Origin of the sequence: Nocardia rosealba, assembly GCF_020216065.1 — a bacterium.
GTDB lineage: Bacteria > Actinomycetota > Actinomycetes > Mycobacteriales > Mycobacteriaceae > Nocardia > Nocardia rosealba.
The window spans coordinates 981746-994891 of sequence record NZ_JAIWNA010000001.1 but is presented as its reverse complement, the minus strand read 5'-3'; the positions used below and the strand labels follow the sequence as shown (position 1 = coordinate 994891).

Annotated in this window: 16 protein-coding genes; 11 read left to right on the top strand and 5 right to left on the bottom strand. The window is 67.5% G+C overall.

Annotated features, from left to right (window positions below; translation table 11 throughout):
• Positions 1-47 precede the first annotated feature (47 nt).
• The 3 genes from LDL21_RS04520 to LDL21_RS04510 all read left to right on the top strand — a co-directional run bounded on the left by LDL21_RS04520 (position 48) and on the right by LDL21_RS04510 (position 1651).
• Positions 48-635 carry a DUF4352 domain-containing protein gene (locus LDL21_RS04520; protein WP_225278903.1) on the top strand — a complete coding sequence of 196 codons (588 nt, stop codon included), beginning with the start codon at positions 48-50 and terminating at the stop codon, positions 633-635.
• A gap of 72 nt (positions 636-707) precedes the next feature.
• The gene (locus LDL21_RS04515) at positions 708-1151 is read left to right on the top strand and encodes a MarR family winged helix-turn-helix transcriptional regulator (protein ID WP_225278902.1); all 444 of its coding nucleotides are present in this window, start codon (positions 708-710) and stop codon (positions 1149-1151) included.
• Between the two features lie 62 nt (positions 1152-1213).
• On the top strand, positions 1214-1651 hold the full coding sequence (locus LDL21_RS04510) for a hypothetical protein (protein ID WP_181700312.1): 438 nt from the start codon (positions 1214-1216) through the stop codon (positions 1649-1651).
• Here LDL21_RS04510 and LDL21_RS04505 read toward each other — a convergent pair.
• Both LDL21_RS04505 and LDL21_RS04500 read right to left on the bottom strand, forming a co-directional pair.
• A complete protein-coding gene (locus LDL21_RS04505) occupies positions 1626-2324 on the bottom strand; it encodes a type 1 glutamine amidotransferase domain-containing protein (protein ID WP_225278901.1) in 699 nt (232 codons plus the stop codon). The genes LDL21_RS04510 and LDL21_RS04505 overlap by 26 nt on opposite strands.
• A 29-nt stretch (positions 2325-2353) precedes the next feature.
• Positions 2354-2689 carry an ArsR/SmtB family transcription factor gene (locus LDL21_RS04500; protein WP_181700308.1) on the bottom strand — a complete coding sequence of 112 codons (336 nt, stop codon included), beginning with the start codon at positions 2687-2689 and terminating at the stop codon, positions 2354-2356.
• A gap of 78 nt (positions 2690-2767) precedes the next feature.
• On the opposite strand from LDL21_RS04500, the gene LDL21_RS04495 reads away from it, so the two are divergent.
• The 5 genes from LDL21_RS04495 to LDL21_RS04475 are packed head-to-tail and all read left to right on the top strand — an operon-like array spanning position 2768 to position 7852.
• Positions 2768-4354, top strand: coding sequence for an ABC transporter substrate-binding protein (locus LDL21_RS04495; protein ID WP_372462133.1), 1587 nt, complete (start codon positions 2768-2770; stop codon positions 4352-4354).
• Between the two features lie 20 nt (positions 4355-4374).
• Complete coding sequence (locus tag LDL21_RS04490; protein WP_225279232.1) at positions 4375-5328, top strand: ABC transporter permease; 954 nt, start codon at positions 4375-4377, stop codon at positions 5326-5328.
• Entirely contained in the window at positions 5321-6151 is an 831-nt protein-coding gene (locus tag LDL21_RS04485; RefSeq protein ID WP_225278900.1) for an ABC transporter permease, read from the top strand. Before LDL21_RS04490 ends, LDL21_RS04485 begins: the two co-directional genes overlap by 8 nt.
• Positions 6148-7224 (top strand): ATP-binding cassette domain-containing protein, encoded by a 1077-nt coding sequence (locus LDL21_RS04480; protein WP_225278899.1) that lies wholly within the window; start codon positions 6148-6150, stop codon positions 7222-7224. The genes LDL21_RS04485 and LDL21_RS04480 overlap by 4 nt, the downstream gene beginning before the upstream one ends.
• Positions 7211-7852 carry an ABC transporter ATP-binding protein gene (locus tag LDL21_RS04475; protein WP_225278898.1) on the top strand — a complete coding sequence of 214 codons (642 nt, stop codon included), beginning with the start codon at positions 7211-7213 and terminating at the stop codon, positions 7850-7852. Before LDL21_RS04480 ends, LDL21_RS04475 begins: the two co-directional genes overlap by 14 nt.
• 21 nt (positions 7853-7873) lie before the next feature.
• Here the strand turns inward: LDL21_RS04475 and LDL21_RS04470 are convergent, their stop codons facing one another.
• From LDL21_RS04470 to LDL21_RS04460, 3 genes are read right to left on the bottom strand one after another with little or no spacing between them, the layout of a single operon-like run.
• On the bottom strand, positions 7874-8410 hold the full coding sequence (locus tag LDL21_RS04470) for a PIN domain-containing protein (protein WP_225278897.1): 537 nt from the start codon (positions 8408-8410) through the stop codon (positions 7874-7876).
• Positions 8407-9507, bottom strand: a complete 1101-nt coding sequence (locus LDL21_RS04465; protein ID WP_225278896.1) for a helix-turn-helix domain-containing protein — start codon at positions 9505-9507, stop codon at positions 8407-8409. The genes LDL21_RS04470 and LDL21_RS04465 overlap by 4 nt, the downstream gene beginning before the upstream one ends.
• A 54-nt stretch (positions 9508-9561) precedes the next feature.
• Positions 9562-10665 (bottom strand): cytochrome P450, encoded by a 1104-nt coding sequence (locus LDL21_RS04460; protein ID WP_225278895.1) that lies wholly within the window; start codon positions 10663-10665, stop codon positions 9562-9564.
• A 214-nt stretch (positions 10666-10879) separates the two neighbouring features.
• Here LDL21_RS04460 and LDL21_RS04455 point away from each other — a divergent pair, with 214 nt between their 5' ends.
• From LDL21_RS04455 to LDL21_RS04445, 3 genes are read left to right on the top strand one after another with little or no spacing between them, the layout of a single operon-like run.
• On the top strand, positions 10880-11908 hold the full coding sequence (locus LDL21_RS04455; protein WP_225278894.1) for a 3-oxoacyl-ACP synthase III family protein: 1029 nt from the start codon (positions 10880-10882) through the stop codon (positions 11906-11908).
• A 6-nt stretch (positions 11909-11914) separates the two neighbouring features.
• On the top strand, positions 11915-12781 hold the full coding sequence (locus LDL21_RS04450; RefSeq protein WP_225278893.1) for a beta-ketoacyl-[acyl-carrier-protein] synthase family protein: 867 nt from the start codon (positions 11915-11917) through the stop codon (positions 12779-12781).
• Complete coding sequence (locus tag LDL21_RS04445) at positions 12778-13140, top strand: hypothetical protein (protein ID WP_225278892.1); 363 nt, start codon at positions 12778-12780, stop codon at positions 13138-13140. Before LDL21_RS04450 ends, LDL21_RS04445 begins: the two co-directional genes overlap by 4 nt.
• Positions 13141-13146 lie beyond the last annotated feature (6 nt).

The window sequence follows — 13146 nt, the reverse complement described above, 5'->3', positions numbered from 1 at the left end:
CGTCCCGGCGCGATCACACCTGACCTTTTCCAGACGAGGAGCCAGTCATGTCCCACCCCCAGCACACCAATCCCGGTGCCGCGCAGCAGCCCTACTACCCGCAGCCGCCGAAGAAGCGCAAGGTCTGGCCGTGGGTACTCGGCGGCTTCCTGCTCGCGGTTCTCGCCCTCTTCGGCGGCTGCGCGGCGCTCATCGGCGGGGCAGCCAACGAGGTGGCCAAGAGCGAGCAGGCACGGTCGGTCGCCGCACTCGCGGGAACCGAGGTCCGCGACGGGAAGTTCGCGTTCACGGTGACGCAGGTCGACCCGCCGGTCCGCACAGTCGGCGACAACCCGTACCTGCAGAAGACCGCCCAGGGCGCATTCGTGCTCGTGCACGTCGAGGTGACCAATGTCGGCGATGTCGCCCAGCAGTACTTCGGAGCGAACCAGAAACTGATCGACGATCAGGGTCGCGAGTTCGCCAACGACACCTCGGCGGAGATCAATGTCAACGACGAACTCGTCGCCGAGATCAATCCGGGCAACAAGATCTCGAGGGTCCTGGTGTTCGACGTGCCGACCGGCACCGCCCCGGCAGCGGTCGAATTCCACGACTCGGCCTTTTCCAACGGTGCGCGGGTAGCGCTGAAGTAAGCGACCACGAGACTCGGCGCCCGGCCGTATCCGCCGGGCGCCGAGCCGTGTGCGTACGGGAAAATGCGGGATATGACCACTGACGACGGGCGACCGGGACCGCCGACCATGAGCCCGAGCATCCTGGTGATCACGCTGTGCCGGCGAGTGGAGGCGGCGTTGGGAGCGGGGTTGGCGCCGTTGGATCTGACGGTGGCGCGGTTGGGGCTGCTCGGGCACATCAACGGCGTGCCGGGGGCCTCGTTCAGCGAGCTGGCGCGGATGTCGGGGACGAGCGTGCAGAGCGTGCACACCTCGGTGAAGGCGCTGGTCGCGGCGGGATTGGTGCGAGACCGGACCGCACGGGCAGGGTCGGCGTCCACGATCGAACTCACCGAAGAGGGGGTCCGCTTGCTGGCGGCGGCACGAGAAGTGGTGTCGCAGGTCGATATTCAGCTCTTCGGTCCCGAGGCGGATCCGATCCAGCGACAGGTGGGCGCGGCGATTCTCGAGGCATTCTCGGGCGCCGCGCCCTAGTACTTTCAACAACCATGAAGGTTGCGCTACGCTTCAGGCATGTTGAAGGCTGGAGGTCGGTAGTGGAACATTTCTTGCTGTCGGTGCATGTACTCGCGGGCATCGTTTTCGTCGGTGGCTCGGCGGTCGCCACCAGTCTTTTCCCCCGCTACGCGCCGATCGCCGCCCCCGAGCCCGATTCGGTGCGCAGCCGGTCGGTGGCTGTCGCGATGCACCGCATCACCGGCAACTACGCGAAACTGGCGATCATCGTGCCGGTGGTGGGGATCATCCTGGCCACCATCCAGGGCCGGATGAACGAAATCTGGATCACCTCGGCCATGATCACCACGGCCATCGCGGGCGGCCTGCTCGCCGTGCAGATCCACCCGATGCAGCGCGAGGCACTCGACGAGCCCGACGACGGCAAACGCCTGCGGATGCTGTCGATGCTCGCGGGGATCTACAACCTGCTGTGGACGGCCGTCGTCGTGCTCATGATCGTGCGCCCGGGCGGCTGAGCGCGTCGAGGAAGACGGCGACGAGGTCGGGGGTCGAGGCGGGGTTCTGGCCGGTGTGCAGGCAGCGATCCGATTCCACGTGTGGCGCGAAGGGTTCGGCGCAGCGATAGTCGACACCGAGTTCGGTGAGCCGGTCCTGCACGAGCCAACGCGCCCGATCGGCCAGCCCGTTGAGGTCTTCCTCGGCATTGCTGAATGCGGTCACGCGGTAGCCCGCGAAGTCGTCGCCGGTGGCGAGCAGGGCTGCGGGGCCGTGACTGATCAGCGCCGTCGGCTTGTCCGCGCGGAGGGCGTCGCCGAGCAGCGCGGCGGAATCGGCGTTGCCTGCGAGGTCTTCCATCGGCCCGTAACCGCCGGGGTAGTAGAGGGCGTCGATGTCGGCGGCGGAGATCTCGCCGAGTGCGACGGGCTTTTCGAGAACCGTCGCGCCCTTGATCGTTTCGGCTACTTCCTGCGCTTTGTCGTTGCCGCCGTTGGCATTCGGCGCGAGGCTGCCCAGGTCGACGGGTGGCACCGCCCCGCCGGGCGTCGCCACCAGCACCTCGTGTCCCGCCTCGCGGAAGGCCAGGTAGGCGATGGTGAATTCGGCGGCCCAGTAGCCGGTGTAGTGCTTGGCGCCGGTGGTGAGACTCCAGCGGTCGGCACCGGTCATCACGAACAGGATCTTCGCCATCATCGCCTCCCGAACAGGGCCGATCGACGTCAGGTGTGTTTGGCGCCGATGGTGTGCAGAATCTCGTGGATGATCGGGTCGGCGAGCCGGTTGGTGACCGTCCGGCCCTCCCGGCTCGATACGACGCACCCCTCGTGCCGCAACACGCGTAGCGCCTGGGAGATCGCGTTCTCGGTGCGCCCGATCGCGGCGGCGAGCTCGCCCACGCTGATGCCGGGGGTGCGGTGCAGGCAGAGCAGGATCTCCAGCCGGTTGGGGTCCGAGAGCAGGTCGAATCGCTGCGCCCAGGCGCGGATCTCGACATCACCGATCGCGCGCCTGCCGAGCTCGACCGGCGACCCGTCCAGTGTGCGTGGCTCTCCCATAACGCCCTCAGCTTAGTCGCCGTGTTCGGCACCGGACTATCATCTGTCCATCTGTTCAGATAAACAGCTAGGAACATCATGATGCGAATTCGGACCGTCGCGGGGGCCGCGTTCGCGCTGGTACTCACCGCCTGCGGTGCGCCGACCGCCACGACCACCGATTCGCTGGTCCTCGCGGATGCCGCCGAACTGGGCGGATACAACCCGATCGCCGGTTACGGCGCGGCAGGCGAGGCGAAGATCTACGACGGTCTGCTTCGGCTCACCGGTGGTTCCGGGATGCCCGGTTTCGCACCCGCACTGGCCACCGAGTTGCCGACCGCCGAACCTGGCGCTGCCGCCTGGACGGTGCCGCTGCGCACGGGCGTGCGGTTCAGCGACGGAACCACGTTCGACGCGGCCGATGTGGTGGCCACCTATCGCGCGATCCTCGACCCGGCCTCGGCTTCGGAGGTCCGTTCGTCGTTCTCGATGATCGAGCGGGTCGAGGCCGTCGATCCCGCCACCGTGCGATTCACGCTGCGGCACCCGTATGCCGCGTTCCCCACCAAACTGCTCATCGGGATCGTGCCGTCGGAGGCGGTGGCCGAACCAGGAGCCGCCACCGAGTCGGCGCTCAATACGAAGCCGGTCGGCACGGGGCCCTACCGGCTGACGACCCTCGAACCGAACCGGGCCGTCTTCACGGCGAACGAGAACTATTGGGGCGGTGCGCCTGCCGTGAAGCGGCTCACGGTGCTCCACGTCCCCGACGACAACACCCGCGCGCAGCGGATGGCGAGCGGCGAGCTGGACGGAACCTCGCTGCCGCCGCTGCTGGCCGCCACCTTCGCCGATCGCGCGCCGATGTCGGTGCACGCCAACGCCTCTGCCGATTGGCGCGGTGTCTCCCTGCCTGCCGGTGATCCGGTGGCCGGCGATCCCGCTGTTCGGCTCGCACTGAATTTCGCCGTCGATCGGCAGGCCATGATCGACAACATTCTCGGCGGATACGGCCGCCCCGCTTACACCCCGATTCCGGAGGTATACGGCGAATCACACAATCCCGCTGCATTTTTCGCGTTCGACCGGGCACGGGCCGAGCAGATTCTCGACGCGGCGGGCTGGTCGCGCGGTGCGGACGGCGTGCGCGCGAAACAGGGTGTGCGAGCCCGGTTCACGGTGATGTACAACTCCACCGACACCTTGCGCCGTGACCTCGCCATGGCTTTCGCCTCCGATGCTCGCCGGGTCGGTGTGGAGGTGGATCTCGAAGCGTTGTCGTGGGATCGGATCGAACCCCGGATCGAACGGGCGGGCATTCTGCTCGGCGGTGGCAGCGAGCCCTTCGATCCCGATACGCAGGCCTACAACACCCTGCACACCGTCGATCCGGGCGCGGGCAGCCCGTACGACAATGCGAGCCGCCACTCCGATCCCGCGATCGATGCCCTGCTCGAAAAGGCCAGGCGCACCCTCGATCCGGCTGACCGGGCGGCCGCCTACCGTGCGGTGCAGACCCGCTACGCCGAGGACCCGAGCCACGTCTTCCTCGTCCACCTGGACCACACCTATGTGGTGAAGGATTCGGGTTGGACGATGTCGGGACCGGTCCTCGAACCACACGCGCACGGCGTGACGTGGGGGCCGTGGTGGTCGCTGCAGACCTGGACGCACGGCTCGTGAGGGGGCGTGGCATCGCGCGGATGACGCGGCGGCGGGTGCTGACGATGATTCCGGTGCTGGTCGCGGTGTCGGCGGCGCTGTTCGCCGCGGCGGCGGTGTCACCGTTCGACCCGCTCGTCGGGTACCTCGGCGACCGCTACGAAACCACCGGCGCCGCCGATCGCGCGGTGCTCGCCGGGCAATTGGGGCTCGACGTGCCCTGGTACCGGCTCTACGCGCAGTGGGCCGCCGACCTGTGCACCGGCGACCTCGGGGTATCGCGCAGCTTCGCCCAGCCGGTGGGTGATCTTCTCACCCAACGCCTTCCGTGGACGATGCTGCTGGTGGCCGTCGCCATGACGGTGGCAGTCGCGGTAGCGCTCACCGTCGGGGTGGTCGCGGGGATGCGGCGCGGGGGCCTGCTCGACCGGGTGGTGAGTGCCGTCTGCGTCGCCTTGCAGGGCCTGCCGCCGTTCGTGGTGTCGCTGGCCGCGATCGCGGTGTTCGCGGTGGGGCTCGGCTGGTTGCCGCCTGCGGGGCTCACCGATGCGGGCGCCGAGGTCGATGCGGGACAGGTGGCGCGGCACCTGGTGTTGCCCGCCACCGCCCTGGCGGTCTCACAGCTGCCATGGTTGTTGCTCGCCGTGCGGGAAACGGTGGCTACCAATCGCGGGGAGGATTTCGTGGTGGGCGCGGTGACGCGTGGCATCGACACCGCGACCATCACCCGCCGCCACATCCTGCCTTCCTCGCTGGCCCCGTTCGTCACGATCCTCGGTGCGCGGCTACCCGAAGTGGTGGTCGGTGCGGTGCTGGTGGAGGAGATCTTCTCCTGGCCGGGGGTGGCCGGCGCCTTCGTGCAATCGGCGAAAGACCTGGATATGGCGTTGCTGGCAACGCTGACGGTCGTCACGACGGGTGCGGTATTGCTCGGCTCGCTGCTCGCCGACATCGCGGTGGTCCTGCTCGATCCACGGGTGCGAGCCGATGGGTGAGCGTGCTCGGCGGCGGCTCGTCGTCGCGTTCGCGGTGCTGGTCGCCGTGCTGATCTACGCGCTGGTCGTGCCGTGGCTCGGCGGCGTCGACGACCGGCTCACCGATTTCGCCGAGGCGCGGCGGGCGCCGTCGGCGCAGTGGTGGTTCGGTACCGATGCTGCGGGACGGTCGCTGTTCGTACGGATCGCGGCGGCGTTGCGCACCTCGCTGGTGGTCGCGGTGTGCGCGGCGGCGGTGTCTACGGTGCTCGGTGTGCTGGTCGGTGCGGTATCGGCGCTGGCAGGCGGGTGGGTCGACCGGGTGATGATGCGGTTCGCCGACACCGCCAATGCCCTGCCGCATCTGCTGCTCGGCATCGTGATCGTCGCACTGTTCCGGGGCAATACCGTGGCCGTGGTGTTGTCCATCGGGCTCACGCATTGGGTTCAAGTGGCGCGGATCGTGCGGGCGGAGAGTCTGAGCCTGCGTGAACGCGACTATGTGGCGGCCGCAGTGCTTGCCGGGGCCGGACGCACCCATCTGTTCACCCGGCACCTGTTGCCAGCCGTGGCACCGCAAGCGTTGATCGCGGTGGTTCTGCTTCTGCCGCATGCGATCTGGCATGAATCGACGCTGTCGTTCCTCGGGTTCGGGTTGCCGCCGCACGAACCGAGTCTCGGCACACTATTGGAGGAGGCGCGGAGTTCGCTGTTGCTCGGCGGGTGGTGGACGTTGGTGTTCCCGGCGGGATTCCTGGTGGTGACGACCATTGCGGTCGCTGTGGCCGGGTCGTCACTGCGGGGGCTTCTGATGCCGCCCAAACCTTCTCGGATTCCGCGATGAACGGGGCGGCCACAAGTCCCTGGGCGGACCTTCGGAAGGGGCTGCGGATCGATGGCCTGACGGTGCGGATTCCTGTGCGACGTGGCGCCGTCGTGCATGCGGTGAGTGAGGTGTCGCTCGAGGTCGCGGCAGGCACGGTCACGGCGCTGGTCGGTGAATCCGGTTGTGGCAAGTCGATTGTCGCGAGTGCGGTGATGGGGGTCTTGCCGCAGGCGGCGGTGGTGAGTGGGGCTGTTCATCTCGATCTGAGTGACCGGAGCGTGCATATTCTCGGTGACCGCGTCGGCTCGAGCTCGCCGGTGAGCGCTGGAACTGATTCCAGCCCTTCGCAATTCACCAACCCGCAACCGATACCGGGGATCGCGGACACAGATAAACACAGGGTCAGCGCATCCCGATGGTCGGTGCGTCATCGTCGCCACGTCGAACCGTACCGTGGTCGTCATATCGCGCTGGTACCTCAGTCCGCGAGTACACATTTCACGCCGGTTCGCACGATCGGCTCCCAACTCGCGGAAACTGTTGCGACGCTGGGAACCTCGCACATACCGGCGGACCTGCTACGCCGAGCCGGGCTCGAGCCTGCAGCGCTGGACCTCTATCCACACCAGCTGTCCGGCGGAATGGCCCAGCGGGCGGCGGTCGCGGCGGCGCTGGCCGGTGATCCGGCGGTGATCGTCGCCGACGAACCGACAGCCGGATTGGACCGCGACCACACCGATCGGATCGGCGCCCTGCTGCGTGAGTGCGCCGACGCGGGTGCGGCCGTCCTGCTCATCACCCACGATCTGAGCCACCTGCTGCGGGCGGGAATCGCCGACACGGTGGCGATCATGTACGCCTCGCGGCTGATGGAGGTGGGGGCCGCGGCCGAGGTGTTCGCGGATCCGTGGCACGACTACACGCGCGATCTGCTCGCCGCGCTACCGGAGAATGGTCTGCACCCACTCCCCCATCCGCCACGGGAGCTGACGAATCTGTCCGGCATCTGTCCCTACGCGGGTGGACCTACTGCGCTGGTTCCGCTGCGGCAACGCATGATTCGGAAAGGTATCGACGGTGCTCATCGCTGATTCGATCACTGTCGGCTACGACAGCCCCGTACTCGAGGACGTGACGCTGACGATCTCACCCGGTGAGATCGTCGGACTCGGCGGCGAATCCGGTTCGGGCAAAACAACTCTCGCCGCCACCTTGGCGGGACTTCGCACGCCCGACGCGGGGCAGGTCACGGTCGACGGCGTACCACCCCGACGCGCACGCGGCACCACAGCCATGGTCTTCCAATCCCCCCGCGCCGCGACCAACCCCCACTTCACCGTCGCACAGATCATCGCCGAGCCCGCCCGAATCCATCACCGCCCGATCGATATTCCCGCCCTGGCGACCGCGGTCGGCCTCACCCCCGACCTCCTCGACCGCCGCCCACACACCCTCAGCGAAGGCCAGCTCCAACGCGCCTGCCTGGCCCGCGCCCTCGCCCAGAACCCGCGCTACCTACTCCTCGACGAACCGACCGCCATGCTCGACGCGGCGACAACCGCCGCCGTCATCCGCCTGGTCATCCAGCACGCCACCACCCTCGGCGTCCTCCTCATCAGCCACGACCCCGCCCTCCTCGCCGTGGCATGCACCCGCGTCCACACCCTGCACAAGGGCACACTTTCTCCACAACTCCCTGAGGTGGGACGTAGTGGTTGAGATGCCGAACTGCCGACGGTGTCACAGCAGGCCGTGTTGCCCCGCCCACTGTGCGAATCCGGACCCGCTGCACGGCAATCGCATGCCGGAGTCCACCAGCATCTCGATCAGCGCTGCCCCCTCACCGATCCCCAACTTTCCCAACCGACAGGACCATGCGAGCAACCACAAGGTGCCATGAGTCTCGAGGTCGTATCGCCTGGCCACCTTTGTCGCCGCGGCGTCGTCACAGATCGCGATAGCACCGTTCAGTTCAGCGACCGCGAATACACTCGCCTCACCCACATCGCGACTTCCGGAGCCGATGCGGCGCGTCCACCGTTCGAAGGCCAGCAACGCTTCGAAGGCATCTAACTGATCAATTCCCAACCAGTCGGCTTCGAGCGCGGACGCAATCGACGCATGCTGGTTAACACCGTTGCGAAGCTCTTCTCGGACGAATTCCGTCGTTGTGCAGACACAACCGACGAGAAGATGGCCGAGTACATCTATTCTGTCGATCCTCGCGAAATGGTTCAGACACGTCGCGTCGAAGACCAGCCGCAGTTCGGATGTCATGGTTCGGTGACGTCCTCGTCGACCGGACCGAGGTCTTCGATCGAGAGCTGGCCGTGCATCAGTTCCACCGCACGTCGGGCAGTGAGCCGACGAGCACGCCATGCGGACAGGACCGCGTCGGCGTAACTCGGTGGAACACAAACCCTTTCGAAGTCCGGTTGAGGTGCCCAACCAACGGCCTGCATCATTTCCGCGCGTGTCGGTTTCGGTGCGGCGCGCCATCGTTTGAGGCCGGTTGGCTCTATCAGCCCTGCCACGCCCGCTTGGCAGACGGCCAGAGTCCACGAAGTCCGATATTCGGCCGCACTAACGATGAGCGCGGTGCGCAGGTCTTCACAGCGCGCCGTCGCGCGCAGAGCCTGGATCGGCAGGAGAAACTCCGCTGCGAAGGCGTCGACAACAGCTTCCCGTTCCCCCCTCGCGGCTGCGACGCCTCCCCCGAGGTCGCTCGAATATTCGTCACCGAGCACCAGGTGACCAAGTTCGTGGGCGGCGGTCGCACGCCGCCTGCCCGGATCCCCCGTCCGGCTGACCACGGCAACGGCGAGCTCGTCGTCGACGACCGACGCGCCGTCACCTGGCAGATCGGTCACCAAGATGAGCTGGCCAGCCTTCTCACATGCCGACATCATCGTCGAAATCGGTTCCGTACCCAGACTCAGTCGCTCACGCACCCAGCGCGCAGCGGCCCGCGCATCGGCCGCATCGCTCACCTTCTTCGGGTATCGCAGCGGTTCAGGCGATCGCAGGCACCCCAATTCGCGAACATCCCGGACATCGCGTAACCAGGCCGTGAGGGCCGCCTCTATTCGGTACGACTGCCGAGCCGCCGGTGAAGTGGTGTCTTCGTCCAGCGGTGTCCTGCGTGAGATCACCTCGGGACGCGCGTACAAGAAATGTCCGATCGGCATTCCCAACGCGGCGGCCAACCGGGTGAGCTCCACGGCGTTGATCTGCCGTGTTCCGGACTCGATCTTCGCGATCTTGCTGCGTTCGGACGAGATTCGGCGCGCCAACTGCTCTTGGGACAAGCCGGCCGAAAGTCGGCTCTCGCGCACGCGATCGCCGATTTCGATCCAGACGCTCTCGTCGGGCATGGTGCGATTTTCGCACACATCCCGTGTGAAGTCACTCACTCCTCTCGGCGGAGATCAGGTGAGCCGGATCTGCAAGGATTCGTAAGTGGGGATGAAGACTTTCCGGCGGTAGCGACGGTGCACGATCTCCCACGGACGGCCTGCGGCGGTGAGGGATTCGAGGAGGGCGGTCAGTTCGGAGTGGACCAGCTGGGCGCCGAGGCAGAGGTGGCGGCCGCCGCCGAACCAGAGCTGGCGGGTTTCGGGGTTGTAGTCGCGGTGGATGTCGAAATCGCCCGCGGCGTTGTTGATGGTCCAGGTGAGGATCTTGACGTGGTCGCCGGCTTTCAGATCGCGATCGGCGACGCGGACGTCGGCGGTGACGGAGCGGCCGACGAGGTAGGCGGGGCTCGTGACGCGCAGGGTTTCGCGGACCGCGTCGGGGAGGCGGTGGGGGGCGGCGAGCAGGGCGCGGTGCTGGTCGCTGTCGTGCATGATGGCGACCATTCTGGTCATGGCGCTGGCCAGGGTGTCGGTGCCCGCGACCGCCATGAGGATCGCCAGCCCGGCCGCGTGTTCGACGGCGAGACCGAGTTCGCGGCAGCGGCCGAGGGTGGTGTCGGGGTCGGCGCGCTCGTAGGCGGCGGGAACATTCACGGCGAGCCGGGTGGCCAGTTCCCTGGCCCGCGCCACCGCGACCGGGTCGAGGGTGGTGGAGGTCATGGTGCCGAAACCCAGGTTGACCAGCTCCTCCACATGATGGAACAGGCGAAGGAACAGCGCGTCCTGGTCGGCGTCGGGATCGCCACCGATGGCGGCGGCGATGTCCTCGGGTCGCATGCCGACCAGATCGGAGACGCTGCGGCCGACGAGGATCTGCGCGCGGGCCGCAATGTCGACGGTCTCGCCCGCCGCCAGCCGCTCCCGCAGATCGCGCAGATCGGGACCGATGACCCGCCGGACCAGGGCATCGGTGTGGGTGAGGGTGAACAGGTCACGCACCTTGGTACGCAATTCGGTGTGCCCAGGGCCTTCGAACAGGTCCTGCACCCAGTCACCGATCACCTGCGACCACCAGTGCCCGGCCGCGCCCTCGGAGACGATGCTGAAGTGCGTGCTGTCGTTGTAGATCTGCCGGGCGATCACGGGATCGGCGACGAACCAACCGAGTGCGGGCACTTTGCGCACCGGCCGCGCGACCCGTCCCAGCAGCAATAAGCCCGGTAACCAGGGCTGACCTGCGGCTAGTAGGGTGAGTTCACGGCGACGAGCAGTACTCCACACCCCGGCAGAATCTAGCTGACCAGGCCCGATTAGTGAAGGTCTGTGACTAGGATCGGCGGGACGCGCGATGGCGGAGCCGGCCTTCGCGCGATAGCTGGAAGTGACACACATGGTGAGATCGACAATCGAAGCGATCGGCGCGTACCTGCCGTCCCGCGAGCTGACCACGACGGAGCTGATGAGCGGACTGGCCGTCGAGGCGCCGCTGGATCTGGAGAAGGTCAGCGGGGTCAGGGCCCGCCGGGTGCGCGGTGAGGACGAGGACTCGTTCACCATCGCCCTGGCCGCGGCCCGCACCGCACTGGACAACTCACGCTACGAGGCCGCCGACCTCGATGTGGTGATCTCGTGTTCGATCACCCGCACCCGTGGCACCGACTTCTGTCTCGAACCGTCTTTCGCGCTGATGCTGCGCAACGCCCTCGGCGCCACCCGCGCGATACATTTCGACGTCTCCAATGCCTGCGCGGGCATGCTGACCGGAGTTCTGGTGCTGGACCGGATGATTCGTTCCGGCGCGGTGAAACGCGGCCTGGTGGTCTCCGGTGAGTGCATCACCCCGATTTCCGACACCGCCGTCCGTGAGATCTCCGAGAAGTACGACCCGCAGTTCGCTTCGCTCACCGTCGGCGACGCGGGCGCGGCCGTGCTGCTCGAGGCCACCGACGGGCCCGGCCTGGACTATGTGGAACTCAATACCAGCGCGGCCTACGCCAAGTTGTGTCTCGGTATGCCGAGCGACCGGAGCGCGGGCGTTGCGCTCTACACCGACAACCGGGCGATGCACAACGAATCGCGGTACCTGCTGTGGACCTCGCGTCAGCAGCGGTTCCTCACCGAGCGCGACTCGAGTTTCGCCGCCGAGGGCTACGACTACCTGATCCACCACCAATTCAGCGGCCCGGCAGTGGAATTGATCGACAAGATCGCCGAGCGCGAGTTCGACTCGGTGATGCCACCCAAGCTCGCCGTGCTCGACAAGTATGGAAACACCGCTTCGACTTCGCATTTCGTCGTTCTGCACGACGCGCTGCGGGACGGCCGGATCGCGCCGGGGTCGAAAGTATTGCTCGTGCCCGCCGCCTCCGGGGTGGTCGCGGGATTTTTGTCGGTGACACTGGGCGATCTTCGGGTATAGGACAGTATGGGAATTATCATTTCGGCGGCAATCACACGCACCGGCGGCGTCAGCTCGGTGGGTCAGGCGGCCGAGGCCGCCCGCGCCGCGCTCGACGCGGCAGGCTGTCCGCACGAGCAGGTCGACGCGCTCATCAATGTCGGGGTGTACCGCGACGCCAACCTGGTGGAACCGGCGGTTGCGGCGCTCATCCAGCAGGCCGCCGGTGTGGGCCTCGAGTACCGGCCCGGCGATGTGCCGTGCCTGTCGTTCGACCTGATGAACGGCGCCTGCGGGCCGGTGAACGCCATCGGCGTGGCCGCCTCGCTGCTGGCCGACCTGCCCAACGGGCACGTGGTGATCGTCTCCGGTGACGCGCATCCGTCGATGAGCGCGGACGCGCACTTCCCGTTCCAGCCCGTCGGTGCGGCGTTCGTCCTCGAGAACCGGGCCGACGTGGCCGGTTTCGGTGACGTCCACGTGAGCGCCGGTGACACCCTGCCCGACGCACAGGGATATGTCGCGCTCGCCGAGATGGGCGCCGAGGGACGCTCCGCGCTGACCGTCGAACTCGCCACCGGCACAGCCGAACTCGTCGAGCACGCGGTCATCGCCGCACGCGACGCACTGACCACCGACGGTCTCGACGCGGCCGATACAGTACTGGTGTGCGGCAAGCCGACGCCGGAATTCGCCTCCGAACTGGCGCGCGAACTGGGCGTCGCGGCGGTGGTGACCGACGACTTCGCCGGTGATGCCCATACCTCCGCCCTCACCGGTGCCTACGTCGCCGCGCGAGCGGCGGGACACGACAATCGTGCGCTGCTGTTCGTCGCCGCCGACGGCGGGCCGACGGCGGCGGCGGTGACCTACCGAGGACAGGGAGTGCGGTGAGCAGTCGTCCGTTGCATGCGGTCTCTACGGAGGGTGATTTCTGGCAGGTGAGTGTGCCCCAACCAGGCCGTCACCGGGCCGAACCCCCGCGTGCCCCGAGCCGCGAGGCGGTGCTCGCACTGCGGGCGATCCCGGTTTTCGGGTGGTTGTTCCTGATTCTCGGTGTGGTCCGCCCGTTCCGCGCCAAGCTGCTGCGGGTGGCGTTCTGGATCGATGTGGTGCTCAGTGTCGGCGTGCATGCAGCGCAGATCCCGGCCGCGCGGCGGGTGGCCGCCGAACGCGGTATCCCGGCCGGCCGCGCCGCTCTGATGACGATGCTGCTCGGCGCCACCTGGTGGAAAACCCTGGGCGAGCCATGACCAACC

Coding starts and splice junctions, on each gene's coding strand:
- LDL21_RS04520 (WP_225278903.1), top strand. CDS start 48: ATGTCCCACCCCCAGCACACCAATCCCGGTGCCGCGCAGCAGCCCTAC.
- LDL21_RS04515 (WP_225278902.1), top strand. CDS start 708: ATGACCACTGACGACGGGCGACCGGGACCGCCGACCATGAGCCCGAGC.
- LDL21_RS04505 (WP_225278901.1), bottom strand. CDS start 2,324: ATGGCGAAGATCCTGTTCGTGATGACCGGTGCCGACCGCTGGAGTCTC.
- LDL21_RS04500 (WP_181700308.1), bottom strand. CDS start 2,689: ATGGGAGAGCCACGCACACTGGACGGGTCGCCGGTCGAGCTCGGCAGG.
- LDL21_RS04495 (WP_372462133.1), top strand. CDS start 2,768: ATGATGCGAATTCGGACCGTCGCGGGGGCCGCGTTCGCGCTGGTACTC.
- LDL21_RS04490 (WP_225279232.1), top strand. CDS start 4,375: ATGACGCGGCGGCGGGTGCTGACGATGATTCCGGTGCTGGTCGCGGTG.
- LDL21_RS04485 (WP_225278900.1), top strand. CDS start 5,321: ATGGGTGAGCGTGCTCGGCGGCGGCTCGTCGTCGCGTTCGCGGTGCTG.
- LDL21_RS04480 (WP_225278899.1), top strand. CDS start 6,148: ATGAACGGGGCGGCCACAAGTCCCTGGGCGGACCTTCGGAAGGGGCTG.
- LDL21_RS04470 (WP_225278897.1), bottom strand. CDS start 8,410: ATGACATCCGAACTGCGGCTGGTCTTCGACGCGACGTGTCTGAACCAT.
- LDL21_RS04465 (WP_225278896.1), bottom strand. CDS start 9,507: ATGCCCGACGAGAGCGTCTGGATCGAAATCGGCGATCGCGTGCGCGAG.
- LDL21_RS04455 (WP_225278894.1), top strand. CDS start 10,880: ATGGTGAGATCGACAATCGAAGCGATCGGCGCGTACCTGCCGTCCCGC.
- LDL21_RS04450 (WP_225278893.1), top strand. CDS start 11,915: ATGGGAATTATCATTTCGGCGGCAATCACACGCACCGGCGGCGTCAGC.